Here is a 24,047-nt window from a genome sequence, read left to right on the forward strand (position 1 = left end):
AAGGGAACCCTGTTGGCCAACCACCGATGAAGTATGACCATGTTGCTGAAGTTGGCGGCCAACTCCACTTTACTTATCTCCGCTTGGAAGCGACTCATAACCACCTTCCCGTGAACTGCCGAAAGATGGCGGGAAGTTGTACTGTTTGTCCGTGGAGCCGGAACACGCCTCCGCCAATGGGCGGGAGAGGTCACAGCGGCCTCAGGTGTCCCACCATGCGGTGGCCGACGTACTGCGCACCCGGATCAGGTCAGGGGTGCTGCGGCCGGGCCAGCGCATGCCCACGCAGGCCAAGCTGGCCGACGAGTTCGGCGTCGAGCGGGGAGCCGTACGGCAGGCGCTGCGCATCCTGCAGTCGGAGCGCCTGCTCACCAACGTGTCGAAGGGCGCACCGGCGACGGTCGCCCCTGATCCGGGCCCTGTCCGGTTGGCCGTCGGCCCGGAGGCGTCGCCGCAGCCCACCATGGTGGCCCTCGCCTCCCGGATAGAGGCGGCCTTCGCGGCCCCCGAGGTGGAGATCGACGCGCTCTGCCTGACCTCGGTCTCCCTCAACCTCGCGCTCGGCGAGCCGCTGCGGCTCATCCACGCGGGGCGCCTGGAACCGGCCAAGATCGACGTGCGGGTGCTGCTGCCGGGCCGGAACATCGACCTCGCGTTCCCGACAGCGCTGGACGCCTCCGCCGAGGACGCGGTGCACAACCGCTGGCTGGCCCAGCGCAACGCCCAGGGCCAGGTGCTGCGGCACAACCTGCTGGCGCTGCGCGCCACGCACGGCATCGACGTCCGGGTCACCTTCCGGGCCCTGCCGTTCACCCCGCCGGTCAAGCTGTACCTGCTCAACGGGGTGGAGGCGTTGTTCGCGTACTACACGCTGGGGCGCCACGAGCGGGAGATCGGCCACGAGCACCTGCAGACGTACGACGCCGAGGGCACCCGGTCGATGCTCTTCGCGTTCGAGCAGGGCGCCGGCCTGCGGGACACCGCGTTCGTGGACCAGTCCGCCCGCTGGTTCGACGCCCTGTGGGAGACGATCAGCTCGGAGCTGCAGCTGACGGCCTGAGGCCTCTTCTCACAGTGCGGGACCGGTGAGCAGCAGGGCGAGCAGGACCGCGCCGACAGAGCTGACCGCAGGACTCTTGGCCTTGATGCCCACGGTGAGCAACAGCAGACCGATAATGCCAGTGGCACCATACTTCGACTGGACCATCTGTTCGAAGCCGACGACGAAGACGGCGGACAAGAGGGTGAGAGCGGCGGGCATGTCGGTTCCCCCATCGTCGGGAAGCAAAGCTTCCACCAACTTAATCAAGTTGGTAACCAACTCTGATTAAGTTGTTCCCAGTTGGCTATGACTTATAACCAATCTTCAAACAACTCCCGGTAGATGGATCAGAGTTGTAGCGTTTGGTCGTGACCCAGGAGAACGTGGCAGTGAACGCCGGCAGCACACCTCAGGAGATCGCCGACACCCTGCGGGGACGCATCCGCAAGGGGGAGCTCAAGGTCGGTGACCGCCTGCCCACCCAGGCCGAGCTCGCCGAGGAGTTCGGCGTGGAGCGCCCTGCCGTACGCCAGGCGTTGCGGGTCCTGCAGGACGACGGTCTCCTCACCAACGTCACCAAGGGCAGCCCGCCGCGCGTCGCCGAGCCGGCTTCCCGGCCGCTCGGCGAGCCCCAGCCGACGATGGTCGGCCTCGGCCCCCGCATGACGCAGGCGTTCGCCGCCCCGCGCGTCCGCATCGACGCCGCCTGTCTCACCGCCCAGAGCCTGCTCCCCGCGCTCGCCGAGCCCCTGCGCCTGATCCACGAGGGCCGGATCCACCCGGAGAGCATCGACGTCCGCGTCCTGCTCCCCGGCCGCGACATCAACCTCGCGTTCCCGGTCCCGGTCGAGGGCGACGACGACGCCGTGCACAACCGCTGGCTGGGCATGCGCAACGCGCAGGGCCAGGTCCTCCAGTACAACCTCCAGTCCCTGCGCTCCACCCACAAGATCGACGTGAACGTCACCTTCCGGGCCCTGCCGTTCACCCCGCCGGCCAAGCTGTATCTGCTCAACGGCGTGGAGGCGCTGTTCGGGTACTACATGGTCACGCGCCGCGAGGAACTCACCGACAGCGGAACGCTGGAGATGTACGACGCCGTCGGTTCCGAGTCCCTGCTCTTCTCCTTCGAGAAGCGGGCAGGTCACCGGGACGCCGCGTTCGTGGAGCAATCGCAGAAGTGGTTCGACGCCCTCTGGGAAACCATCACCACGGACCTGACACTCTCCTAGTGACTTCTGATGCGACGCAGACTGAACTGGTGGCGACCGACAGCGAGAACCAGACCGAAAGGCTCGCGGAACTGATCAGAAGTGCCCGCGTCGTCCTCTGGGACTTCGACGGCCCGATCTGCCGTCTGTTCGCCGGGCACTCGGCGGAGACCGTGGCCGACGGCCTGGTGGAGTGGCTGGCGAGCCGGGGCCTGCGCGGCCTGGTCACGGAGACCGAGCGCGACTCCCTCGACCCGCACCTCGTGCTGCGTGCCGTGGACCGCAGGCATCCCGGCAGCGACCTGGTGACCGAGCTGGAGGAACGTCTCACCAAGGAGGAGCTGCGGGCCACCGCGACGGCGATGCCGACGGCCTACGCGGACGTCCTCATCCAGACCTGGCGCGCGGGCGGCGTCCGGATGGCGGTGACGACCAACAACTCGCCCCGGGTGGTCCGCGCCTACCTCGACGACCGCGGCCTCACCCCCTGCTTCGCCCCGCACATCTACGGCCGCACCCAGGACCTGCACCGCCTCAAGCCCGACCCGCACTGCCTCAACCGCGCCCTCAACGCGATGGGCGCCGCCCCCGCCGCGGCCCTGATGATCGGCGACTCCCCCTCCGACCTGGAGGCGGCCCGGAGGGCCGGGGTGCCGTTCCTGGGCTACGCGCGTAACGAACGGAAAGCCAAGCTTTTGACCGCGGCCGGCGCGGACCGGGTCGTCGGCTCGCTGGAGCCGCTGCTGGAGCTGCTGCGGGACTAGCCGGCAGTTCCCGCCCCCACCGTCGGCGCCTGCGCAGCCATGCCGTCAGGGACACCAGTAATCCGGTGACCCAGAAGGCCAGTTGACCGAGGTTGTCGATCTGCAGGTCGACTCCGAACACCCGGACGGTCACGGCTCTTCACCCCCCTTGCCTCACGGCTTTCCGTCAACCTCCCAAGGTGACCAGTTGACTGAGAAGTTGACGACTTGCGGGAAAGATGCCCGGTCAACTAGATCCAGTAACACGAAAGTTGACTGAGGAGTTGCCTGACTGGGGGTTGTTTGCCGGGGGTTGCGGAGCGGTACGTACGGGATGTGACGAAACAGCCGACCAGCGCCGGAGCCTTTCAGCGGGTCTCGGAGGAACTCCGGGTCCGGCTCTCGGACGGCGCCTACCCCATCGACTCCCCCCTGCCGTCGCAGGAGTCACTGGCACGGGAGTTCGGGGTCGCCCGCGACACCGTGCGACGGGCACTGCGCGAACTGAGCAGCGAGGGCTGGATCGAGTCCGGCCGGGGCAAGCGCTCACGGGTCGTGATGCGCCAGCACATACAGTCCTCCGCCCCTCGGGCCAGCCGCTCCCGGCACCACCCGGTGACCCTCGGCCCGCTCATCGGCGAGGCCTTCGAGCAGGACGAGGTCACACTGGACATCTACACGCTGACCTCGGAGAGCATGGACGCCCACATCCGCATCCAGGCGGAGCGGATCCGGACCGGCGACATCTCACCCCGGCGGATCGCCCTGCGGATGATCCTGCCGGCCGCGCAGCACCCCATGCCGTACCCCCGGGCCAGGGACGACAAGGACGATCCGCGGCTGCCGGAGCGGCTGCGCGCCATCACCAAGGTCCACACCGACTCCCTGCTCGCCGTCCTCGAACAGCTGCACGCCGACGAACTGGTGCCGGAGGTCGAGGTGGAGGTGCGCCGGGCCGAGCTCACCCCGACGTTCAAGCTCTACGTCATCAACCACGACGAGGTCCTGCACGGCTTCTACGAGCCCATTCTGCGCAAGATCACCCTCGGTGACGGCACGGAGGTCGAGTCCGTGGACGTCCTGGGTTTCGGCGCCTCCCTCACCCACCACGTCCGCGACGCGAACCCGACCTCACCCGGCTCGACCTTCGTCGCCAACACCACCAGATGGTTCGAGGCAGTCTGGAATCTCCTCGCCGGGTGAACACCGTCCGAAGATGATCCGGAGGAGGACTCCGCTGCGCTACTCTGCCGCAGTCGACTGAGCAACCGCTCGGGTTCGTGCGTAATGGGGAAGGTGACAGAACCGACCCCGGGCGACCGTACCGACCGGCGACCGTACAGCTGAGTGCCCACCACCCGTCAGGGTCACTTCGCGGCGCCCCGGCTCGTGGTACGTGTCACCCGGCAATACCGTTTCCCCTACTCGATCCCCGCGGACCACGCGCGAACCACCCCGGAGCGACCAGTGGGTGCACCACCCGTCCCCCCTGTCGTGACCGGGAGAGACGCCGGCAGACCCCTCTTCGACGACGAGTACGAGGCGTTCCGGGGGCATGCGGCGGAGCGGGGGCTGGCGAGCAGCGGCTTCCACAACCAGAACTACGTCCTTCCGCTGAACGAGCCGGTGGCCCGGCTGCTGCGCCGGGCGCCCGGGACCGCGGTGATCGTCCGGGTCCGCAGACCCGACGCCCTGTCCGTGGTGATCCGGACGTGGGCGAACGAGGCCCGGATCCTGGGTGCGCTGCAGGGCGTGCTGCCCAATGTTCCCGAGTGCCTCTTCGAGGGGAATCGCTTCACCATCCACAGCTATGTGGAGGGAGTTCCGCTCTCCAGCATCTGCGCCAACGGCAAGCCGGTGGACACCGTGCTGCTGAAGGCCCTGGCCCGGCTGATGGCCGGGACGACCCAGGTGCGCGGTGCCGCGCTGCCGCCGCTGCCGTCGATGTGGCCCCGGAACCACTCGGACAGCCAGGCCTTCCTGCGGACCCTGGCCCGGATGGCGGACCTCCAGATCCGCCAGGCCAACGGCCCGGCGTTCGGCTGGCTGTTCGCCGCGCTGGGCATCCCGGAGGACGCCCTGCTCCGGTTCGCCGACCGGGTGCCCTGGATGACCCGGCGTCCGTACAGCCTCCTCCACGCCGACCTCCACCGGGACAACCTGATCGTGTCCGAGTCCGGCGACGCGTCCCCCACCTGCGTCGACTGGGAGCTGGCCACCTTCGGTGACCCCCTGCACGACCTCGCCACCCATCTGGTCCGCATGCAGTACCCGGCCCAGCAGTGGGACGAGGTCGTCGACACGTGGACGGAGGCCATGCGGGCGGTGCGGCCTGCCGCCACCCAGGGGGCGGCCAAGGACCTGCGGCACTACGTGGACTTCGAGCGCGCCCAGTCCGTCTACCCGGACGTGATGCGGGCCGCGCGGTCCCTCGGGGGGTCCTTCGACCAGAACAGCCTGGACGCCGCGACCGCGGCGGTCCGGCAGGCGCTGGAGACGGCCGCCGAGCCACTGCGGCTGCGTACGGTCCCGGGCGACCAGGAGATCGAGCGGATCCTGTTCCGCTGGGCGGCGTCCACGCCCGCCGAGGGCCCCGCCCCGCGCGGCCGGATCACCGACGTCATCGAGTGGAAGCAGGACCGGCGGGTCCCCGAGCGCCCCGACTTCCCGCACTCCGCGGTGCGGGCCGCGCTCTTCCTGGAGGGCGCGACACCGGCCGGCCAGGTCTTCAAGGGCACCGCGCACCTCAACTCGGTCATCCGGGTGCCCCACATCGACTTCCCGGTGGTGGTCCGCCGCAAGGTGCCGCACTTCCGCCGCCTGGAGCGCAGCTACCTCAGTGAGCACGCCGTACTGCGGGCGATCGAGCGCTCCGGGGTCGCGGTGGCGGCCCCCCGTGTGCTGGCCCTGGGGGAGACCCGGGCGCGCTACCTGTGCGCCTACTCCCGGGACCGCTTCGCCATCCACACCTACGAGGGACCGGGCGACCTCGGCCGCAGACCCGACCACCCCGTGCACGGCCTGCGTCCGCACGAGGCGGACGGGCTCGTCGACCAGCTCGCCGCGCTCACCGGGGTCGACTACACGCAGGTCGACCCGGTCGCCGACGAAATGGGCGTCTTCTACGGCTGGCTGTGCGACCAACTCGTCGCCCTGGTCGCCAGCCTCCCCAGGGAGTCCCAGCAACTGGCCCGCTTCCTCGGGCTTCCGGATGCCCCCCGGCTGCGTGAGATCCTCGCCCGGCACCGGGTGAGCGACCGTGACCCGGCCCTGCTCCACGGCGACCTGAACCCCTGGAACCTGGTCCGCCGTGACGACGCGCTCGCCCTGACCGTCATCGACTGGGAGATGGCCCTGGTCGGCGACCCGCTCTACGACCTGGTCCGGCACATGCACCTGACCCCGACCCGGCCGGAGATCCGGGACCGGATGCTCCGCCGCTGGGAACGAGTGCTGGAGCCGAGGTTCACCCGCGACTGGGAGCGGGACTGGCGGGTCTACCGCTGGATCGAGATCGTCCGCTCGGCCTACGTCGACCTGGACCGCCTGGTCACCGGGGCCGGCCTGGACGCCCCGAACGTACGGCGCGCGGTGGACTCGTACGCCATGACCCTGGCGGCCGCGACCGGTTCCCTGGGCCTGCCGGGCCGGCGCCCGGAAGACCTCGCCCGCGCCCTCGCCTGACCGCCGCTGCGTAGGCTCGACCCATGGGTGAGATGGGCCTGCGTGAGCGCAAGAAGCGGCGGATGTACGAGGACGTGTCGGACATCGCCGTACGGCTGTTCCTGGCGAAGGGGTTCGACGCGGTGCCGGTCGCCGAGGTGGCGGCCGCGGCCGGTATCTCCAAGCCGACGCTGTTCCGGTACTTCCCCGTCAAGGAGGACCTGGTCCTGCACCGGATCGCCGACCACGAGACCGAGGCCGCTCGGCTGGTCGCGGGGGCCGGGTCCCCGGTCGGCGCGCTGCGGGCCCGCTTCCTGGACGGACTCCGGCGCAACGACCCCGTCACGGGGCTCAACGACCACCCCCAGGTCCTCGCCTTCCACACCCTCCTCAACAGCACCGCCACCCTCGTCGCCCGCCAGCACATCTATCTGGAGCGGTCCGAGGCCGCGCTCGCCGAGGCCCTCGGCGGCACCCTGGACGCCCGGCTGGCCGCCGGCCAGATCATCGCCGTACAGCGGATCCTCGCGCAGGACAACTGGCGGCGGATCGTGGCCGGGGAGCGGGTCGAGGAGGTGCGGGAGGACGCGGTGCTGGCGGCGGAGCGGGCCTTCGGACGGCTGGAGAGGGCCTTGGGGGATCTCCAGGGGGCTCAGGAACAGCCGGGGACTCCGGATTTTCCCGGTTAAAAATTTAACCGGGTTGCATTTTCTCGCTTACGCTGTCCTCCATGCAGCAGGAACCCGCCCAGCAGGAACTCGACCGCGAACGCTCGTACCACGACACCTGCCGAGCCGCCCTCGCCCGCATGGTCGAAGGCGCCGCCGAGCACGTCGTCACCGGTGAGGACGTCTCCGCCTCCGGTGCCGACGCCGAGGTCCTCGGGTACCGGCTGCGCAGCCGGGCCAAGGAGATGGGCGAGCTGCCCCAGGGCCCGCTGTTCTTCGGCAAGCTGCGCTTCGGGTCCGGCGAGCACGCCGGCCAGAGCTACCGCATCGGCCGGCTGCGGATCAGCGCGGAGCCGACCGCCCCGCCCCTGGTCGTCGACTGGCGGGCGCCCGTCTCCCGGGCCTTCTACCAGGCCGGCCCCGACGCACCCCAGGGCGTCGCGGTACGGCGCCGGTTCGGCTGGGCCCCGGGCAGCCGCGGCGACTCCGCCGACCTCACCGGATGGGAGGACGAGCGGCTGGCCACGGGCGAGTCCGGCCCCGGCACCCTCCTGGCCCGGGAGATCGAACGGCCTCGTGTCGGCCCCATGCGGGACATCGCCGCCACCATCCAGCCCGACCAGGACGACCTGGTGCGCGCCGGCCTCACCGACTCCGTCTGCGTCCAGGGCGCCCCGGGCACCGGCAAGACCGCCGTCGGCCTGCACCGCGCCGCCTACCTCCTGTACACCCACCCCCAGCGCATCCGCCGCTCCGGCCTGCTGATCCTCGGCCCCAACCGCACCTTTCTGTCGTACATCTCCGAGGTGCTGCCGGCCCTGGGCGAGACCGGCGTACGGCAGGCCACCCTGCACGAGGAGATCGCCCGCCATCCGGCCACCGGCGCCGACTCCGCCCGCGCCGCCGCGCTCAAGCACGACCCCCGGATGGCCGAGGTCCTGCGCCGCGCCCTGTACGCCCACGTGTCCACGGAGGCCGTCCACCCCCTCTCCCTCTCCGACGGCACCTACACCTGGCGGGTGTCCGCCGCCGCGCTGACCGGGATCGTCGCCGCGGTACGGCGCGAGGAACCGCCGTACGCCGTCGGGCGGGAGCGGGTGCGCGGACGGGCGATGCGGGCCGTACAGCTCCAGGCCGAACGGCGGGCCGGACCGCAGCCGGCCGCCTGGACCCGTCGCCTGGAACGGTCACGGGCGATGAGCGCCTGCCTGGACACCGTCTGGCCGAAGGTGCGCCCGGAGGAGGTGCTGGCCGGACTCCTCACGGACGCCGAGGTGCTGGCGCGGGCGGCCGACGGCCTCCTCGACCCCGCCGAACAACAGGCCCTGCGCTGGCCCCGCCCACCGCGCTCGTACAAGTCCGCCCACTGGTCAGCCGCCGACCTCGTCCTCCTCGACGAGATCGCCGGACTCGTCGAACACCCCGAGGGCTACGGCCACATCGTCGTCGACGAGGCCCAGGACCTGTCCCCCATGGAGTGCCGGGCGATCGCCCGCCGCGCCGTCTTCGGCTCGCTCACCGTCCTCGGTGACCTGGCGCAGGCCACCACGCCCTGGTCCGCAAGGAGTTGGGACACCGTACTGGGCCACCTGGGCAAACCGGACGCGGCGGTCGTGCCGCTCACCACCGGGTTCCGGGTTCCGGCGGCGGTGGTGGACCTGACGAACCGGCTGCTGGCACGCCTGGACACGGACGTGCCCCCGGCCCGTTCCCACCGCGCGGACGGGGAACTGACCATCCGTCCGACGCGGGACGTGCCGGCCGCCACGGTCGCCGCGGTGCGGGAGGCTCTGGCCCGCGAGGGATCGGTGGGCGTCGTGGCGGCGGACGCGCAGGTCGCCGACGTACGTGCCGCGCTCACCGCCGCGGGCATCGAACCGGCCGAGGCGGACCAGCTCGGCGCCAGGGTGGCCGTGGTCCCGGCGAGCCTGGTCAAGGGCCTGGAGTACGACCATGTGGTGGCGGTCGAACCGGCGGCGGTGGCGGAGGGCGAGGAACGCGGGCTGCACCGGCTGTACGTCGTCCTGACCCGTGCGGTGACCAGGCTGGACGTGGTGCACGCGAGGCCGCTGCCGTTTTGAGGGATCGTGTCCCCGATGCTTATCTTCCTGGACATCGACGGCACCCTCATCCCCTTCGGCGCCCCCGAGGGGCACCGGTACCCGGCCTACGAGACCGCCCACGCGCCCTTGAACCCGCTGGTCACCCGTATCGACCCGGCGCTGGGCCCGCGGCTGTCCGCACTCGGCTGCCAGCTCGTCTGGGCCACCACCTGGATGGACGACGCGAACGCCTGCGTCGCCCCGTGGCTGGGACTGCCCCCGCTGCCCGTCGTCGAGTGGCCGGACGAGGACGAGCCGCCCACCCTGCTGCACTGGAAGACGCGGCCGCTGGTGGAGTGGGCGGGCGAGCGGCCGTTCATCTGGATCGACGACGAGATCACCGAGGCGGACCGCGCCTGGGTGGCCACCCACCACCGCGGCCCGGCCCTGCTCCACCGCGTGGACCACGAGTTCGGCCTGACACCGGTGGACCTGGACGCCCTGAAGTCCTGGCTGAGAGAGCACAGTTGAGGGCGCGCGGTTGAGAACGCCCAGTTGAGGACGCGTGGTTGACGTCGGGCGGGGAACGGTCAAGGATCCCGATCGTGTCCGACGTGCCTGTGCCTGTACATGTGCCTGCGTCTGTGCCCGTGCCCGACCCCGTCGCCGCGAGCCGGGCCGCCGTCGTCCTCCTGCGGGACCTCGGGGCCGCCGGGACCGCCCATCCCGGCGGGACTCTGCTCGCGCATCTGCGACGCGTCGAGGAGCAGCTCGCCGCATGGGGTGCGCGTCCCGCACTCCGGCTCGCGGGCCTGTGCCACGCGTTCTACGGGACCGACGGCTTCCCCACGGCGCTGTTGCCCGTCGGCCGTCGTGCCGAACTCGCCGCGGTGATCGGCACGGAGGCCGAAGCCCTGGTGTACCTCTACGGCTCCTGCGACCGGAAAGCCACGTACCCGGCGTTCCCGGACGCCGACGCTCCGGTCCACGACCGGTTCACCGGCCGCGCCCGTGTTCCGGATCCGGGGTCCCGCCGGGACTTCGCCGAGCTGACGGCCGCCAACGAACTCGACCTCGCCGGCGTGGACCCGTCCTTCCGCGAGACGTGGGGTCCGGATCTCCTCGCCCTGTTCACCCGTTTCCGCCCCCTGCTGAGCCGGCCTGCCTGGGCGTCCTGCCAGAGCGTGCTCGGGGGAGGAACCGGGGGCGGCGGGTGAGGACCGGCACGGCTCAGTAGCCCTGGGTGATCGCCTTCTCGCGCATCAGCTTCTCCAGTTCCGTGTCCGACAGCGGATGCAGGGTGTCCAGGACGTGCCGCAGGCCGGCCTCGTCGAGGGACTGGCTGCTGATCTCGACCTCGCTGCCGCCGTGCCGGCGGGCGAGGGTGACGGCTCGGACCCCGCCGGTGATGCGCTCGACCGTGCGCATCTCGCCGTGCGCGTCCACGGTGCAGGTCACGGCCTTCCGCGCGGGCTCGGGGCACCGGGGTGCCGGGGAGCGTGCCGGCCGCACGGTGAGCCCCGTGTAGGAGAGGTCGTACCCCTCCCGTACGGCGCGGTACGCGACAGTGAAGTAGGCGGCCCCGACCCGGGCGTCGGACACCCGCATTCCGGGCGGCGGAGCGCCCAGATACAGCAGCTCCGCATGCTCCCGGTAGCGCGCGGTCTCCGCCGTCTGCCGGTGCCGCTCCGCCTGCGCCGGGCCGACGAAGCCCCAGTAGCCGACACCGGCCGCCAGCACGGCCACCGCGCCCAGCCGCACCCACCGGCCCGGCACGAGGAGCGCGGCGGCGACGGCGTACGGCACCCCCGTCAGCGCGACCCGGGCCCCGGCACTCCCCAGCCCGACGTCCCCGCTGTACGCGGCGACACCCGCCAGCACGCCCAGGGTGCCGAGGGTGAAGACCAGGGCCGCCCAGCCGAGCCGCCCGCCCACCGAGCCGCACAGCGGCACCAGGGTCCTGGCCGAGGTGCCCACGAGGGCCAGCAGGCCCACCAGCAGCGGCGTGCCCAGCGCGAGAACCAGCAGGGCCGCCCCGGTGCCGCCGCCCCAGCCCGTCAGCACCAGCGCGAAGCCGAGCGTCGGCACCGTGGCCGTCATCGCCGCCCAGACCTGGAAGAGATGCAGCGCCGTCAGCGTCCCTCGGCCCCTCGTCATGAAACGGAGCCTGTCAGCCGGCTCCACGGCCCGCATGAGCTCTGCTACTCAGACGACGGGGGTCCCGTCTCCGTCGGGGTGAACCATGACGAGGTATTGACCGGCAGTGGTTCGTCCTGAGTGAGACGCGGTTCGGCGCGGCGTCTCACCCCACCCGAGGTCTGTGAGTCCTGCGCTGCCGCGCGCTCGGCAGCGAGCTCGTCGAGGAGCTCGAACAGGACCTTGATCGCGTGCTGTTCGTCCTCGGGCGGAAGATTCCAGAAGCCGTCCCAGCCGTTCGGGAGGGCGATGTGGAGGACCTGGCCAGGCCGGGCGTGGTTGCGGCCGCGGCCGCGACGGGCCGCGAGCCACTCGTGCCAGCCCGTGAGCCCGGGTCCACCGTGCCGGAGAGCGTGCTGGTCATAACCGGTCAGGAACGCGGTCAGCATGTGGAAGGAGGTCTTGCCGACGAGCATGCCGGGACGTCGGCCGACGCCGGCGAAGTACTCGCGTTCGGTCATATCCGGGAGGGGCCTCGTGCGTACAGGCCCCACCAGCCACCCTCACTCGCGCTGATCAGGTACGACGACCGTAGGGACCGGGCACGGCGGTGGCTCGGAAAGAGCGAGACGGATCGGTAGACGGCCCAGGTCGACCGGGACGCAGGACCAGACGATTCGGACAGACCGAGACCGGCCCACCTTCAGCGGGACAGGTCGACGTGTCCTGTCCCAGATAACTGTGGGCAGGGCGAAGCTCTGATCTGCAGTGCTTACGGTTGAGTGGGACGGGCTGGCGGTCGATGTCCCGCTCAACTGTAGGCAGCCGCCTCTAGGGTGTTCATCGCGGAAGTCCACTGGTCGGCCCGGAGGCGCCATGTCCCTGCAGATGAAGCTGGTTGCGATAACGCTCGACTGCCCTGATCCGCTGGCTTTGGCGGCGTTCTATCAGCAGGCCACCGGCCTTGAACTGCATCCGAAGTCGGACACCGACTTCGCGGGCCTCAACGGTGAGCACGGACTCTTGATCGGTTTTCAACGAGTCGACGACTACCGGGCTCCGAGCTGGCCTGACCAGATCGTTCCTCAGCAGCTTCACATCTGCTTCAAGGTCGATGAGGACCTGGAGGTGGCCGAGATCCGGCTGCTGGAGCTGGGTGCGGGCAAGCCGGATCACCAGCCGCATGGCGACAAGGCGCGGGTCCTCACCGATCCAGTTGGGCATCCGTTCTGCATCAGCCTGCGCTGACTGGCGCCCTGCCTGGGACGGGGATCGGCATGTGGTCGCGCTCCAGCCACGACTCATAGCCCACATGCCCGCCGCAGGTCGCCGACCAGTACCAGCCGCACCAGTTGCCCTGGCCTCGGAAAACCGGGAACCGGCGCTCGGGCCGTACCGACTCGAACCGCACCGGCCACAACCGGCTCAGAGGCCCCCGTTCGCGGACCCCGGCTGTGCTGACGTACTCCAGCTCGATGTCCTCCGCCGACACCTCATCCGCATCCATCCCGGGCCTCCGGTACGACATCGACCAGCCACTTCGACCGTAGAAGCGGGGTGCTCGCCGTACCTACACAAGACCGGAACACTCCAGAACTCGCCTACACATGACCGGGACCCAGCTGTACATGCCTACAGAAGAGCGGGACTGCCTACACATCGCAGAGACAGGACAGTCCTCTCGCCCCGGGACCGGCGGGGCGACACGCGGGCACACTTTTGCAAGCGGGTGCTTGCAATTGTTAGCGAGGATGAGGCAGGGTGGGGGTATGGCATCGCTCAACGTCGGCAATCTCGGTGAGTATCTGCGTGAACAGCGGCGCAACGCGCAGCTGTCGCTCAGGCAGCTCGCCGACGCCGCCGGGGTGTCCAATCCGTACCTGAGCCAGATCGAGCGCGGGCTGCGCAAGCCGAGCGCGGAGGTGCTCCAGCAGGTCGCGAAAGCCCTGCGGATCTCCGCCGAGACGCTGTACGTCCGCGCCGGCATCCTCGACGCCGAGCGGGATCTGAACGAGGTGGAGACCCGTGCGGTCATCCTCGCCGACCCCACTCTCGACGAGCGGCAGAAGCAGGTGCTGCTCCAGATCTACGAGTCGTTCCGCAAGGAGAACGGCTTCGGGTCGGGCGAGGAGAGCGCGAGTGCCGCCGGCAGTGAGGCCGGCGGTGGGCGGGGCGACGGCAGCGAGGCCGGCAGTGACACAGGCAGTGACATAGGCAGTGACGCCGACAGCGGTACCGGCAGTGACGCCGGCAGCGAGATCGGTCCGGGGCGGACGGCCGGATGAGCCGGCCAAGCGCGCCGACCGCCACGCCGCGGACCACAAAACCCTCAGCCGAACCTGAATCCGGGAGGACCATCACCATGGCCATCACCGACGATCTGCGCAAGACCCTCAGTGACCCGACCCCGTTCTACTTCGCCGCCGGCACCGCCGACCTCGCCCTTCAGCAGGCCAGGAAGGTCCCCGGCCTGGTCGAGCAGCTGCGCGCCGAGGCCCCGGCCCGCATCGAGGCCGTCCGCAACGCCGACCCGAAGGCCGTGCAGGAGAAGGCCGCCTCCCGTGCCAAGGAGGCCGGTGCCAAGGCCAAGGAGGCGCAGGCCAGCCTCCAGGCCCGGGTCAACGACTTCATCGTCTCCCTCGACGGCGACCTCAAGAAGCTCGGCGAGTCCGCCCAGGACTTCGCCCTGCGCCAGGTCGGCGTGGCCGCCGAGTACGCCGTCAAGGCCCGCGAGACCTACGAGAAGGTCGCCGAGCACGGCGAGCAGGCCGTGAAGACCTGGCGCGGCGACGCGGCCGAGGAGATCGAGGACCTGGCCATCGCCGTCGAGGGCAAGCCCGAGCCGGTCGCGGTCAAGGCCGACGAGAAGAAGGCGGAGCGGCCGAAGGCCGCCGAGGCCAAGCCGGTAGCGGTCAAGAAGGCCCCGACCGCCAGCGCCAGCGCCGGCGCCGGCGGCAAGAAGGCCCCGGCGCCCCGCAAGGCGACCCCGGTCAAGAAGACCACCCCGCCGGCCAAGTAACCGGCGGGGCGGGGAACCGCACGGGCCGGGCACTCCTCGGATGTCCGGCCCGTTATCGGGGTAGCGGGATCGGCCCAGCGGGTACGGTGGCCGCGTAGGAACAAGCCGAAACGGGTGGTGGACGTTGTGCTGATGCAGGGCTTCTCAAGCTTTCTGGGGCTGCTCTACCTCGCCATGCTGGTCCTCGCCGTGGTGGCGCTGGTGATGGCCGCGCTCTTCCGGGACGACGCGTACCGGGCCGCGGACAAGCAGAACAAGGGCTTCTGGCTGATCATCCTCGGCATCGCGGTCGCGGTGAACCTGCTGGTGCCCATGCTCTTCCTGCAGCTGGCGGGCCTGGTGGCCACGATCGTCTTCTTCGTCGACGTGCGCCCCGCCCTCAGGCAGGTCTCCGGCGGGGGCTTCGGCCGCCGCCGAGGTGGCGGCAGCAGCAGCGACGGCCCCTACGGCCCGTACAACGGCGGCCGCTGACCCCGACACCTACCGAGCGCGCGTCCGGCACCGCGTCCCCGAAGGGGCGCGGTGCCGGCTCGCTCCGCGGCTCAGGCCTGCCGATCCAGCAGCACCAGGGCGACGTCGTCGGTCAGCTCGCCCCCGTTCAGCTCCCGCACCTCGTTCACCGCCGCCCGCAGCAGTGCCTCCCCGCTGAGCCCCTGGCCCAGTTGCCGGCGCACCATCTCGAGCATCCCTTCCTGACCGAGCCGCTCCCCGCCCGAACCGACGCGGCCCTCGATCAGGCCGTCGGTGTAGAGCATCAGGCTCCACTCGGCGCCCAGCTCCACCTGCATCCGCGGCCACCGGGCGCCCTCTAGCAGCCCCAGCGCCGGGCCGTTGTTCTCGTACGGCAGCAGTTCCGCGGGCCGTCCGGGCCGGGCGACCAGCGGCGCGGGGTGCCCGGCCAGGCACAGCCCGGCCCGGCGGCCGTCCGGTGCTATGTCGACCGTGCAGAGCGTCGCGAAGATCTCCTCGTCGGAGCGCTCGTGCTCCAGCACCTCCTGCAGCGTGCCCAGCAGCTCGTCGCCGCACAGCCCCGCCAGGGTCAGCGCCCGCCAGGCGATCCGCAGCTCCACGCCGAGCGCGGCCTCGTCGGGGCCGTGCCCGCAGACGTCACCGATCATGGCGTGCACGGTCCCGTCGGGTGTGCGCACGGTGTCGTAGAAGTCGCCGCCGAGCAGCGCGCGCGAGCGGCCGGGGCGGTAGCGGGCGGCGAAGCGCAGCGAGGAGCCGTCCAGGAGCGGTGTGGGCAGCAGCCCCCGCTCCAGGCGGCGGTTCTCCTGGGCCCGCATCCGCCCCTCCGCGAGCTTGCGCTCGACCGTGAGGGAACGCTTGCGCTCCACCGCGTACCGGATGGCGCGGCTCAGCAGCCGGCCGTCCAGCTCATCGCGGAAGAGGTAGTCCTGCGCGCCGACGCGCACGGCCTCGGCGCCGCGCTCGGCGTCACCGGAGGCGGTGAGCGCGAGCACGGCGTGCCGGGGCGCGAGCTTGAGCACGTGCTTGAGCACGGCGAGCTCGTCGGCGTCGTCGTCGGCCCGGCCGGGCGCCGGCAGCGCCAGGTCGAGCAGGATGCAGTGGACGTCGTCGGTCAGCAGCCGCTCGGCCTCGGTGAGGTTGCGGGCGGTGCGGACACGGATCGAGGTGCCGGAGGCGTCCCGCAACTCGGGCAGGATCGGCGAGCCGGCCGGGTCGTCCTCGATCAGCAGCATGGTGAGAGTGGTGCCGCCGCTGTTCGGCGGGGCGGCTTCCGTGCGGTTGGCCTCTTCCTTGAGGGGGCCGCCGCCCTGTGCGGGCACGGCGACCGGCGCCTGACCACTCTCCACGGCCGGGATCGCTCTCTGCCGCGGTACGGGTACGGGCATCGTGTTGGGTTCCTTCCCTCCCCCCGAGGGCATGGCGGGGCGAGGGACCTCGACCCACCCGACGGGGACCATAGCGGTACTGGCCACCGCAACGGAATGGTGTGAGCCCCGTCGCTCTGTCTCAGGCCTTTGGCATATGCCGCGTGCCGTACCGGAGTTGGACAAGAAGGCCGCCCGGCGGGGATGACGAAGGTCACGTGGTGCCCGGGTTTGCAAGGGGGTTGGCGTGTACTGGGTCACATGGCACAGCTCACGAAAGGGACATCACACCTAAACTTCCTGGCAGTGCTCAGGCGTCCGGCCGTACCACCCCGAGGATCGGCATCGCCCCGGCGCCGCCGACCGACACCGTCCGCCCCGGGCGCGGGGCTTGGATGATCGCGCCGTCGCCGACGTACATCGCGACATGGCTGGCGTCGTCGAAGTAGATGATCAGGTCGCCGGGGCGCATGTCCTTGACGTCGACGTGCTTGAGCTGCTTCCACTGCTCCTGCGAGGTACGCGGGATGGGCCGCCCGGCGCTCGCCCAGGCCTGCGAGGTCAGTCCGGAGCAGTCGTACGAGTCCGGGCCCTCCGCGCCCCACACGTACGGTTTGCCGATCTGGGCGGTGGCGAACGCGACCGCCTTGCGGCCCGCCGCGGACGCCTTGCTGTGGATCTCGTCGAGTATCCCGGTGTCCAGCCAGGCGGTCTGCGCCTTGTAGGCGGCCGCCCGCTCCAGCTCGGCGAGCCGCTCCTTCTGCTTCTTCTCCAGCGTCGACTGGAGCTTCTCGGCGGCGGCGATCCGCTGCTGGATCTTCTTCTTCGCGGCGGCCTTCGCCTTGCGTCCCGCCTCCAGCCTGTCCCACTGGTCGGCCGCGTCTGCCGCGTACTGCTTCAAGTCCTGCTGGGTCAGGGTCAGTTCCCTGATCAGGGCCTTGGTGGCCCGCTCGCCCTGGAGTACCCGGCCGGCCCCGTCCAGGAACTGCGAGGGGTTGTCGCTCAGCAGCAGCTTGGCGCTGTCGGGCATCCCGCCGGTGCGGTACTGGGCGGCCGCCGCCCGGCCGGCCCGCGCCTTCAGGCCGTCGAGCCTCCGCTGTCCCTTGACGATCTTCTTGGCCAGGTCGACGATCTCGGCGGACTGCTTGTCAGCTGCCTCTTCGGCGGCGTTGTACGCGTCGGTGGCGACGGCCGCGTCATGGTAGAGATCGTCCAGTTTCTCCCGTACGGCCTCAAGGTCCTTGTCGGGCGCGGGAGTCGCGGAGGCGCCGGCGGAGCCGCTCGGGGAGGGGGTGGGGCTCGGTGCCGCGAACGCCGTGCCGGGCGCCGCCAGTACGGTCACCGCACAGACCACGGTCACGGCCGTCGCCAGGATTCCGCGCCGCCCGCCCGCCCGGACGCCGTGCTTGTCCGGTCCCATGACCGACCCCCAGAACTGATTGACCGTCAGTAACTTCCGATACGCGGGGATCGTGCCATGTCACGCCGCAAACCGACAGGGGTAGTGACCGCTGGGTTCCTCCCCGCTTTTCCCCCGGGCATGACGATCTCCCCGCCTTTGTGACGAACGCCTCACCGAGATCGTTCCCGGCCCGCCGGCGTCAGTCCGAGGGGGCCAATGCCTTCCACGTCACGGTCACTTCCCCCTGCCGCCAGCGCCTCGCCGAGTCCGTCACCGGCCAGTCGCCGGACAGGTCCCGCACCGCCCGGATCCACCGCTGCCGGGCGCCGTACGACGCGTAGGGCGCGGCGGCCGCCCAGGCGCGGTCGAAGTCCCGCAGGAACGCGTGCACGGGCTCGCCCGGCACGTTGCGGTGGATCAGCGCCTTGGGCAGCCGCTCGGCGAGGTCCGACGGCCGTTCCAGGGAGCCGAGCCGGGTCGCGAAGGTCACCGTCCGGGGCCCCTCGGGCCCGAGCGCGACCCACACATGGCGCCGCCCGATCTCGTCACAGGTCCCCTCGACGAGCAGCCCGTCCGGGGCGAGCCGCGCGCACAGCCGCGCCCAGACGGCGGCGACCTCGCTCTCGTCGTACTGCCGCAGCACGTTGGCCGCGCGGACGAGCAACGGCCGCCCGGCGACCGGGATCTCGAAGCCGCCGTGCCGGAAGACCAGCCCGTCCCGTTCGTACGGCTTCGCGGCGGCGACCCGGTCGGGCTCGATCTCGATCCCGACGACCCGCGCGCGCGGTGCGGCGGTACGCAGCCGCCCGAGCAGCTCGACGGCGGTCCAGGGGGCGGCGCCGTACCCGAGGTCGACGGCGAGGGGGTCGGCGGCGCGACGCAGCGCGGCGCCGTGCGTGACGGCGATCCACCGGTCCATGCGGCGTAGCCGATTGGGGTTCGTGGTCCCGCGCGTCACCGTCCCCACGATGGGGGTTCCCCCGCTCGAGCGAAGCCGAGAGTGGGGGAGGGAGGCGGCGCGGGCGTTCATGCGTACGAGGGTAGAGCGCCCCGGCAGGGCCACGGGGTGCGTCACCCTCGAACGGTTGAGCGATGCCGGGTAATACCCCGGTAAAAACTCCACTCCGTGGAATGGGAATCCACCCCTCCGCGTTGCAGTGGGTCGGAGGGTCCCCCACACCCTCCGACAGGCATGCCCGCAACTAGGAGGACCGCCACGTGAGCCAGTACGTCAGCAGGCTCGGGCGTCGCTCTCCGGCGGCCCCCTCACGGCTTCGGCTGCACCGCAGGCCCCGCCGCGTCGCCATGCTCTCCGTGCACACCTCACCGCTCCACCAGCCGGGTACCGGCGACGCCGGCGGCATGAACGTCTACATCGTCGAGCTGGCGCAGCGCCTCGCCGCGATCAACATCGAAGTCGAGGTCTTCACCCGGGCCACCTCGGGCGGCCTCCCGCCGACCGTCGAACTCGCCCCCGGGGTCCTCGTCCGGCATGTCGACGCCGGCCCCTACGAGGGACTCGCCAAGGAGGACCTCCCGGCCCAGCTGTGCGCCTTCACGCACGGCGTGATGCAGGCCTGGGCCGGCCACCGCCCCGGCTACTACGACCTCGTCCACTCGCACTACTGGCTCTCCGGCCACGTCGGCTGGCTCGCCGCCCAGCGGTGGGGCGTTCCCCTGGTGCACGCGATGCACACCATGGCCAAGGTCAAGAACGCCAGCCTGGCCGACGGCGACACGCCCGAGCCCGCCGCCCGCGTGATCGGCGAGACCCAGATCGTGTCCGCGGCCGACCGGCTGATCGCCAACACCTCCGAAGAGGCCGACGAACTGGTACGCCACTACCGCGCCGACCCGGGCAAGGTCGCCGTCGTCCACCCCGGCGTGAACCTCGAACGCTTCCGTCCCGCCGACGGCCGGGCGGCGGCCCGCGCCCGCCTGGGCCTTCCCCAGGACGCGCTGATCCCGCTCTTCGCGGGCCGCATCCAGCCCCTGAAGGCACCCGACGTGCTGCTCAGGGCCGTGGCCGTGCTCCTGGACGAGCGCCCCGAGCTGCGCTCCCGGATCGTCGTGCCGATCGTCGGCGGCCCCAGCGGCAGCGGTCTCGCCAAGCCGGAGGGCCTGCAGAAGCTGGCCGCGCGGCTCGGCATCGCGGACGTCGTCCGGTTCCGCCCGCCGGTCGGACAGGAGCAGCTCGCGGACTGGTTCCGGGCCGCCTCCGTGCTCGTCATGCCGTCCTACAGCGAGTCCTTCGGCCTGGTGGCGATAGAGGCGCAGGCGGCCGGCACCCCCGTCCTCGGCGCCTCGGTCGGCGGTCTGCCCGTGGCCGTACGGGACGGCGAGACCGGCTTCCTGGTGCGCGGTCACGATCCCGCCGACTACGCGCGCGTGCTGCGCCGCTTCGCCGACGACCCGTCCCTGGCGAACCGTTTCGGCGACGCCGCCGCCCAGCACGCCGAGTGCTTCGGCTGGGACACCGCGGCCGTCGCCACCGCCGACGTCTACATGGCCGCGACCCAGTCCCACCGCCGTCGCGTACGCTCGGCGCATGGGTGATGTGGACAGGGCCGCGCAGGTCATCGAGGGGGTCCTGAAGGACGCCGAACTGGAGTGGGAGAGCCCCGGGCCGGGCAACTACGTCGTTCAGCTGCCCGGCACCCGCAAGCTGAGGACGACCGTCTCCCTCCTGGTCGGCCGGCACTCCCTCTCCCTGAACGCCTTCGTCATCCGGCACCCCGACGAGAACGAACCGGCCGTCCACCGCTGGCTCCTGGAGCGCAACCTCAAGCTGTACAGCGTGAGTTACGCCGTCGACCGGCTCGGCGACGTCTACGTCACCGCCCGGCTCCCGCTCGCCTGCGTCACCCCCGACGAGATCGACCGCCTGCTCGGCCAGGTCCTGGAGGCGGCGGACGGAGCCTTCAACATCCTCCTGGAGCTGGGCTTCGCCGCCGCGATCCGCAAGGAGTACGCATGGCGGGTGTCCCGGGGCGAGTCGACGCGGAATCTGGACGCGTTCACACACCTGATCGAACGCCCCGCCGACTGAGTTCAGGTCCAGACCTGGCCTGATCGATCCCTGCACGCCTCTTTCAAGACGGCGGGGTGTCGTGGCATGCTCGCGCCCAACGCAGATATGAACAACGTTCACAACCATGAAAAGCCGCCACGCAAAGCCGCCATGGGAAGGACGTACGCGATGAGCACCGCGCACCACGGCATGACGAGACGGAGCCTCCTCACCGGCGCCACGGCGGTCGCGGCGACCGCCGTGGCGGGCGCCCCCGGCCGGGCCTCGGCCGCCACCGCGGGGGCATCGGGCGGTGAAGTCCCCTCCCTCTGGCGTGAGTTCACCCGCACCCCCTTCACCCACCCGCAGATCCCGTACATCGGCCGGGCCGGAGCGGCCCGGATCCGCCGTCCTCCGGTGGTGGCCGACGTCCGCGCGTACGGCGCGGTGGCCGACGGCGTCACCGACTGCGCTCCCGCGATCAACCGTGCCATCGCCGCTGCCGCCAGGGCCGGCGGTGGCACGGTCACCATCCCGCCCGGCACCTTCCGCATCGACGGCCTGGTCCGTCTCGCCTACGACGACGTGGTGCTGCGCGGCGCCGGCAGCGGCCGTACGACGCTGCACGCGACAAAGAACCTCACCGAGCTGATCGGCCCCTACGGCTCCCGCTACGGCGGCACGAAATCGGCGTGGTCCTGGGCGGGCGGTCTGATCTGGCTGGCGCCCAAGGCCCGTTGGGACTCCCTGACCGCCGCGATCAAGGCGCGGGACTGGCCGTTCGAGGGCTGGACGGGCAACAAACGTGACGAGTGGGAGCAGTTGACCACGGTCTCTCCCGCCCGCCGCGGCGACTGGACGGTCACCGTCGCCGACCCCTCCCGTCTGCGCCAAGGCCGGCTGGTCCTGCTCCGTGTCTCGGACGACACCGCCCACACCCTCCTCCGGCACATGTCGGGCGACGGCCCCGGCCCGGCCGGGTACTCCTGGGAGGACAAGACCAAACTGCTGTCGTACGTCCCCTACGAATGGCCGGTCCGGATCGCGGCCGTGCGCGGACACCGGGTGACGCTGGAGCGCCCGCTCCCGCTGGACCTCCGGCCCGAGTGGAACCCCCAACTCACCACCCACGTACGGGAGCTGACCGGATCCGGAGTCGAGGGGCTCACCCTGGACGTGGTCGAGACCCCGCAGTCCCCGCATCTCCTCGACAAGGGCTACAACGGGGTCGTCCTGCAGTGCGCGTACGACTGCTGGGTGGACGACGTCGCGGTCCGCAACGTCGACAACGGCTTCGGCCTGGTCGCCGCCTCCGCCTGCACCCTGCGCCGCACCCGGGTCGGCGGCCGGGGCGAGCACCACCCCTACTTCTGCCGTGAGGGCTCGCACGACAACCTCGTCGAGGACTTCACGGTCGAACAGCGCACGGTCCCGGCCCCCTCCGACACCCAGCTGCACGGCATCAACGTCGAGGGCCTGTCGTCGCACAACGTGTGGTCGCGCGGCGAGATGCGGATGGGCACCTTCGACTCCCATCGCGGCCTGCCCTTCGCCAACGTCCGCACCGACATCACGGTCGACAACGACGGCCGCCACGGCGGCGACGCCAACGCGGGACCGCTCTTCGGTGCCCGCTTCACCCACTGGAACGTGCGCGTGACCAACGGCCGTGCGGGCCTGATGCGGCTGGACGGCCTCGCCCCCTGGTCCGCGACGGTCGGCCTGAACGAGGTGACCGAGTTCGACCAGATCGACGTACCGGACTTCACCGGCGACCTGCACTCCCGCCTTGAGCTGTACGGCACCTGGGACGCGGTACGGCCGCGGAACCTGTACGAGGCTCAGCGTGCGCTGTCCCGGTAGCGCCCCGGGGGCACCCCCACCAGCTTCTTGAAGTGCCGGGTGAGATGGGCCTGGTCGTAGAAGCCGGTGGCGGTGGCCGTGTCACCGGGCGGGACGCCGTCGAGCAGCAGCCGGCGGGCACGGCCGACCCGGCGGGACATCAGGTACTGGTGCGGGGCGATGCCGTACGCGGCGCTGAACGCCCTGACCAGGTGGGCCGGGTGGGCGTGCAGCAGCCGTGCGGCCTCCGCCAGGGCGAGCCCCTCGCCGACCCGCTCGTCGAGGAGTTCGCGCAGGGCACCGGCGAGGACCGGATCCGGGGGCCTCGGCGGAGCCGTGAGCCGGGGGCGGAGCAGGTCGCGCAGCCGGTCGCCGATGAGGGTGAGCCGGCTCTCGGCCTCCAGTTCGTCGCCGGGGCGGGCGAGGGAGGCGTGCAGCTGCCCGACGCGCCGCCGCAGCAGCGGGTCGCGCAGGTCGGGTCCGTCGACGGCCGCGCCGATGAGCTCGTCGCCGAGGAGGGTGCCGTCCAGGTACACCACGCGCTTGCGGAAGCCGTCCGCGGTGGCGGGGGAGCCGTTGTGCGGCACATGCGGGGGGAGCAGCGACACGGTGTCGTCGGGGGTGCCGTGCTCATGCCGTTCGAGGTCGTACCGTACGGCGCCGGCGTCCACGATCAGCAGCGTCCAGGCGTCGTGGACGTGCATCGGATACGCGTACTCGGTGAAGTGCGCGTGGAAGACCTCGGTGACGCCCGGCACCCGGGGGCGCCAGGCGGTGACTTCCTCCGTGAGGTGCTGCCGGGCGGCCATGCAAACAACGTACAAGACGAGGCCGCGGGACGATCGGCAGTCTCGTGCCATGAGCACCGAACCCCTCGCGCCCGCGTCTCCCGACGTCCGATTCGACACCAAGATCGCCGTGCTGCTCCGGGACGACCTGGAGCCCTGGCAGCGCCTCAATGTCACCGCGTTCCTGGTCAGCGGCCTGGGTGCGACGGTCCCCGAGGTGGTCGGGGAGCCGTACGAGGACGCCGACTCGGTGGCGTACCTGCCGATGTTCCGGCAGCCGGTGCTGGTCTTCGAGGGCACGAAGGAGACGATGAGGGCGGCGCACGAGCGGGCGCTGAGCCGGGCTCTGCCCCGGGCCGTGTTCACCGCCGACCTGTTCGCCACGGGCAACGACCGGGACAACCGTGCGGCGGTCCGGGCGGTACCGACGGCGGAGCTGGACCTGGTGGGGCTCGCGGTGTACGGACCGCGGAACGGGGTGGACAAGGTGCTGAAGGGGGCACGGATGCATCCGTGAGGGGCCGGGTGTGCGTGACTCCGCCGACCGGAGGAAACATCTGAAGCAGGCGGGTGATCCGATGATCACACTTGTCTTGGTTCGTGGCGAACGGTGCATCTGACAGATATGCGACTCATCCGATTCAGC

General features: G+C 71.2%; 25 protein-coding genes. 17 read left to right on the forward strand and 8 right to left on the reverse strand.

Annotated features, from left to right (window positions below; all coding sequences use genetic code 11):
- Positions 1-145: 145 nt before the first annotated feature.
- On the forward strand, positions 146-1,060 hold the full coding sequence (locus ACZ4O3_RS39275) for a winged helix-turn-helix domain-containing protein (protein WP_362713514.1): 915 nt from the start codon (positions 146-148) through the stop codon (positions 1,058-1,060).
- A gap of 9 nt (positions 1,061-1,069) precedes the next feature.
- Here the strand turns inward: ACZ4O3_RS39275 and ACZ4O3_RS39280 are convergent, their stop codons facing one another.
- Positions 1,070-1,261 (reverse strand): hypothetical protein, encoded by a 192-nt coding sequence (locus ACZ4O3_RS39280; RefSeq protein ID WP_362713512.1) that lies wholly within the window; start codon positions 1,259-1,261, stop codon positions 1,070-1,072.
- 143 nt (positions 1,262-1,404) lie between these two features.
- Here ACZ4O3_RS39280 and ACZ4O3_RS39285 point away from each other — a divergent pair, with 143 nt between their 5' ends.
- From ACZ4O3_RS39285 to ACZ4O3_RS39320, 8 genes are all read left to right on the forward strand, one after another.
- On the forward strand, positions 1,405-2,274 hold the full coding sequence (locus ACZ4O3_RS39285) for a FadR/GntR family transcriptional regulator (RefSeq protein ID WP_362713510.1): 870 nt from the start codon (positions 1,405-1,407) through the stop codon (positions 2,272-2,274).
- A gap of 29 nt (positions 2,275-2,303) precedes the next feature.
- Positions 2,304-3,017, forward strand: coding sequence for an HAD family hydrolase (locus ACZ4O3_RS39290; protein WP_467726997.1), 714 nt, complete (start codon positions 2,304-2,306; stop codon positions 3,015-3,017).
- Between the two features lie 315 nt (positions 3,018-3,332).
- A complete protein-coding gene (locus ACZ4O3_RS39295) occupies positions 3,333-4,199 on the forward strand; it encodes a winged helix-turn-helix domain-containing protein (RefSeq protein WP_362713506.1) in 867 nt (288 codons plus the stop codon).
- A 291-nt stretch (positions 4,200-4,490) separates the two neighbouring features.
- The gene (locus ACZ4O3_RS39300; RefSeq protein WP_362713504.1) at positions 4,491-6,680 is read left to right on the forward strand and encodes an aminoglycoside phosphotransferase family protein; all 2,190 of its coding nucleotides are present in this window, start codon (positions 4,491-4,493) and stop codon (positions 6,678-6,680) included.
- A gap of 23 nt (positions 6,681-6,703) precedes the next feature.
- Complete coding sequence (locus ACZ4O3_RS39305) at positions 6,704-7,348, forward strand: TetR/AcrR family transcriptional regulator (protein WP_362713502.1); 645 nt, start codon at positions 6,704-6,706, stop codon at positions 7,346-7,348.
- 41 nt (positions 7,349-7,389) lie between these two features.
- A complete protein-coding gene (locus tag ACZ4O3_RS39310) occupies positions 7,390-9,408 on the forward strand; it encodes a HelD family protein (protein ID WP_467727000.1) in 2,019 nt (672 codons plus the stop codon).
- A gap of 15 nt (positions 9,409-9,423) precedes the next feature.
- Positions 9,424-9,900, forward strand: a complete 477-nt coding sequence (locus ACZ4O3_RS39315) for an HAD domain-containing protein (RefSeq protein ID WP_362713498.1) — start codon at positions 9,424-9,426, stop codon at positions 9,898-9,900.
- Positions 9,901-10,019: 119 nt separating this feature from the next.
- Positions 10,020-10,586, forward strand: coding sequence for a DUF6817 domain-containing protein (locus ACZ4O3_RS39320; protein WP_362713496.1), 567 nt, complete (start codon positions 10,020-10,022; stop codon positions 10,584-10,586).
- Between the two features lie 13 nt (positions 10,587-10,599).
- On the opposite strand, the gene ACZ4O3_RS39325 is transcribed toward ACZ4O3_RS39320, so the two are convergent.
- Together ACZ4O3_RS39325 and ACZ4O3_RS39330 are read right to left on the reverse strand one after the other, a co-directional pair.
- A complete protein-coding gene (locus ACZ4O3_RS39325; protein ID WP_467727002.1) occupies positions 10,600-11,526 on the reverse strand; it encodes a hypothetical protein in 927 nt (308 codons plus the stop codon).
- A gap of 44 nt (positions 11,527-11,570) precedes the next feature.
- Positions 11,571-12,026 (reverse strand): hypothetical protein, encoded by a 456-nt coding sequence (locus tag ACZ4O3_RS39330; RefSeq protein WP_467727004.1) that lies wholly within the window; start codon positions 12,024-12,026, stop codon positions 11,571-11,573.
- 355 nt (positions 12,027-12,381) lie between these two features.
- Between ACZ4O3_RS39330 and ACZ4O3_RS39335 the strand changes: the two genes are divergently transcribed.
- Entirely contained in the window at positions 12,382-12,753 is a 372-nt protein-coding gene (locus ACZ4O3_RS39335) for a VOC family protein (protein ID WP_467727006.1), read from the forward strand.
- On the opposite strand, the gene ACZ4O3_RS39340 is transcribed toward ACZ4O3_RS39335, so the two are convergent.
- Positions 12,740-13,012 carry a hypothetical protein gene (locus tag ACZ4O3_RS39340; protein WP_467727007.1) on the reverse strand — a complete coding sequence of 91 codons (273 nt, stop codon included), beginning with the start codon at positions 13,010-13,012 and terminating at the stop codon, positions 12,740-12,742. The genes ACZ4O3_RS39335 and ACZ4O3_RS39340 overlap by 14 nt on opposite strands.
- Before the next feature lie 262 nt (positions 13,013-13,274).
- Between ACZ4O3_RS39340 and ACZ4O3_RS39345 the strand changes: the two genes are divergently transcribed.
- The 3 genes from ACZ4O3_RS39345 to ACZ4O3_RS39355 all read left to right on the forward strand — a co-directional run bounded on the left by ACZ4O3_RS39345 (position 13,275) and on the right by ACZ4O3_RS39355 (position 14,995).
- Complete coding sequence (locus ACZ4O3_RS39345; protein WP_362713490.1) at positions 13,275-13,790, forward strand: helix-turn-helix domain-containing protein; 516 nt, start codon at positions 13,275-13,277, stop codon at positions 13,788-13,790.
- Between the two features lie 77 nt (positions 13,791-13,867).
- Positions 13,868-14,524 (forward strand): hypothetical protein, encoded by a 657-nt coding sequence (locus ACZ4O3_RS39350; protein ID WP_467727009.1) that lies wholly within the window; start codon positions 13,868-13,870, stop codon positions 14,522-14,524.
- 132 nt (positions 14,525-14,656) lie between these two features.
- Entirely contained in the window at positions 14,657-14,995 is a 339-nt protein-coding gene (locus ACZ4O3_RS39355) for a DUF2516 family protein (protein ID WP_384987262.1), read from the forward strand.
- Positions 14,996-15,066: 71 nt separating this feature from the next.
- On the opposite strand, the gene ACZ4O3_RS39360 is transcribed toward ACZ4O3_RS39355, so the two are convergent.
- The 3 genes from ACZ4O3_RS39360 to ACZ4O3_RS39370 form a co-directional block, all read right to left on the reverse strand.
- Complete coding sequence (locus ACZ4O3_RS39360) at positions 15,067-16,380, reverse strand: PP2C family protein-serine/threonine phosphatase (protein ID WP_362713486.1); 1,314 nt, start codon at positions 16,378-16,380, stop codon at positions 15,067-15,069.
- 289 nt (positions 16,381-16,669) lie between these two features.
- On the reverse strand, positions 16,670-17,779 hold the full coding sequence (locus tag ACZ4O3_RS39365; protein WP_467727011.1) for a C40 family peptidase: 1,110 nt from the start codon (positions 17,777-17,779) through the stop codon (positions 16,670-16,672).
- Between the two features lie 181 nt (positions 17,780-17,960).
- Entirely contained in the window at positions 17,961-18,728 is a 768-nt protein-coding gene (locus ACZ4O3_RS39370; protein ID WP_467727013.1) for a class I SAM-dependent methyltransferase, read from the reverse strand.
- A gap of 251 nt (positions 18,729-18,979) precedes the next feature.
- Between ACZ4O3_RS39370 and mshA the strand changes: the two genes are divergently transcribed.
- The 3 genes from mshA to ACZ4O3_RS39385 all read left to right on the forward strand — a co-directional run bounded on the left by mshA (position 18,980) and on the right by ACZ4O3_RS39385 (position 22,634).
- Positions 18,980-20,317 carry a D-inositol-3-phosphate glycosyltransferase gene (gene mshA / locus ACZ4O3_RS39375; RefSeq protein ID WP_362715682.1) on the forward strand — a complete coding sequence of 446 codons (1,338 nt, stop codon included), beginning with the start codon at positions 18,980-18,982 and terminating at the stop codon, positions 20,315-20,317.
- Positions 20,310-20,810, forward strand: coding sequence for a type III secretion system chaperone family protein (locus ACZ4O3_RS39380; protein WP_467727015.1), 501 nt, complete (start codon positions 20,310-20,312; stop codon positions 20,808-20,810). Before mshA ends, ACZ4O3_RS39380 begins: the two co-directional genes overlap by 8 nt.
- A 150-nt stretch (positions 20,811-20,960) precedes the next feature.
- Positions 20,961-22,634, forward strand: coding sequence for a glycosyl hydrolase family 28-related protein (locus tag ACZ4O3_RS39385; protein ID WP_467727017.1), 1,674 nt, complete (start codon positions 20,961-20,963; stop codon positions 22,632-22,634).
- Here the strand turns inward: ACZ4O3_RS39385 and ACZ4O3_RS39390 are convergent.
- A complete protein-coding gene (locus ACZ4O3_RS39390; protein ID WP_362715692.1) occupies positions 22,613-23,422 on the reverse strand; it encodes an AraC family transcriptional regulator in 810 nt (269 codons plus the stop codon). The genes ACZ4O3_RS39385 and ACZ4O3_RS39390 overlap by 22 nt on opposite strands.
- On the opposite strand from ACZ4O3_RS39390, the gene ACZ4O3_RS39395 reads away from it, so the two are divergent.
- Positions 23,421-23,918, forward strand: a complete 498-nt coding sequence (locus ACZ4O3_RS39395) for a DUF2000 domain-containing protein (RefSeq protein WP_362715694.1) — start codon at positions 23,421-23,423, stop codon at positions 23,916-23,918. The two genes, ACZ4O3_RS39390 and ACZ4O3_RS39395, sit on opposite strands and share 2 nt — an antisense overlap.
- Positions 23,919-24,047 lie beyond the last annotated feature (129 nt).

It is taken from the genome of Streptomyces sp. NPDC026515 (assembly GCF_055567595.1).

What these genes read in the sequence shown, in the direction of transcription:
- ACZ4O3_RS39280 (WP_362713512.1), bottom strand. Translation starts at nt 1,261, where the DNA reads ATGCCCGCCGCTCTCACCCTCTTGTCCGCCGTCTTCGTCGTCGGCTTC.
- ACZ4O3_RS39305 (WP_362713502.1), top strand. Translation starts at nt 6,704, where the DNA reads ATGGGTGAGATGGGCCTGCGTGAGCGCAAGAAGCGGCGGATGTACGAG.
- ACZ4O3_RS39310 (WP_467727000.1), top strand. Translation starts at nt 7,390, where the DNA reads ATGCAGCAGGAACCCGCCCAGCAGGAACTCGACCGCGAACGCTCGTAC.
- ACZ4O3_RS39315 (WP_362713498.1), top strand. Translation starts at nt 9,424, where the DNA reads ATGCTTATCTTCCTGGACATCGACGGCACCCTCATCCCCTTCGGCGCC.
- ACZ4O3_RS39325 (WP_467727002.1), bottom strand. Translation starts at nt 11,526, where the DNA reads ATGACGAGGGGCCGAGGGACGCTGACGGCGCTGCATCTCTTCCAGGTC.
- ACZ4O3_RS39330 (WP_467727004.1), bottom strand. Translation starts at nt 12,026, where the DNA reads ATGACCGAACGCGAGTACTTCGCCGGCGTCGGCCGACGTCCCGGCATG.
- ACZ4O3_RS39335 (WP_467727006.1), top strand. Translation starts at nt 12,382, where the DNA reads ATGTCCCTGCAGATGAAGCTGGTTGCGATAACGCTCGACTGCCCTGAT.
- ACZ4O3_RS39340 (WP_467727007.1), bottom strand. Translation starts at nt 13,012, where the DNA reads ATGGATGCGGATGAGGTGTCGGCGGAGGACATCGAGCTGGAGTACGTC.
- ACZ4O3_RS39345 (WP_362713490.1), top strand. Translation starts at nt 13,275, where the DNA reads ATGGCATCGCTCAACGTCGGCAATCTCGGTGAGTATCTGCGTGAACAG.
- ACZ4O3_RS39350 (WP_467727009.1), top strand. Translation starts at nt 13,868, where the DNA reads ATGGCCATCACCGACGATCTGCGCAAGACCCTCAGTGACCCGACCCCG.
- ACZ4O3_RS39355 (WP_384987262.1), top strand. Translation starts at nt 14,657, where the DNA reads ATGCAGGGCTTCTCAAGCTTTCTGGGGCTGCTCTACCTCGCCATGCTG.
- ACZ4O3_RS39360 (WP_362713486.1), bottom strand. Translation starts at nt 16,380, where the DNA reads ATGCCCGTACCCGTACCGCGGCAGAGAGCGATCCCGGCCGTGGAGAGT.
- ACZ4O3_RS39365 (WP_467727011.1), bottom strand. Translation starts at nt 17,779, where the DNA reads ATGGGACCGGACAAGCACGGCGTCCGGGCGGGCGGGCGGCGCGGAATC.
- ACZ4O3_RS39380 (WP_467727015.1), top strand. Translation starts at nt 20,310, where the DNA reads ATGGGTGATGTGGACAGGGCCGCGCAGGTCATCGAGGGGGTCCTGAAG.
- ACZ4O3_RS39385 (WP_467727017.1), top strand. Translation starts at nt 20,961, where the DNA reads ATGAGCACCGCGCACCACGGCATGACGAGACGGAGCCTCCTCACCGGC.
- ACZ4O3_RS39395 (WP_362715694.1), top strand. Translation starts at nt 23,421, where the DNA reads ATGCAAACAACGTACAAGACGAGGCCGCGGGACGATCGGCAGTCTCGT.
- ACZ4O3_RS39390 (WP_362715692.1), bottom strand. Translation starts at nt 23,422, where the DNA reads ATGGCCGCCCGGCAGCACCTCACGGAGGAAGTCACCGCCTGGCGCCCC.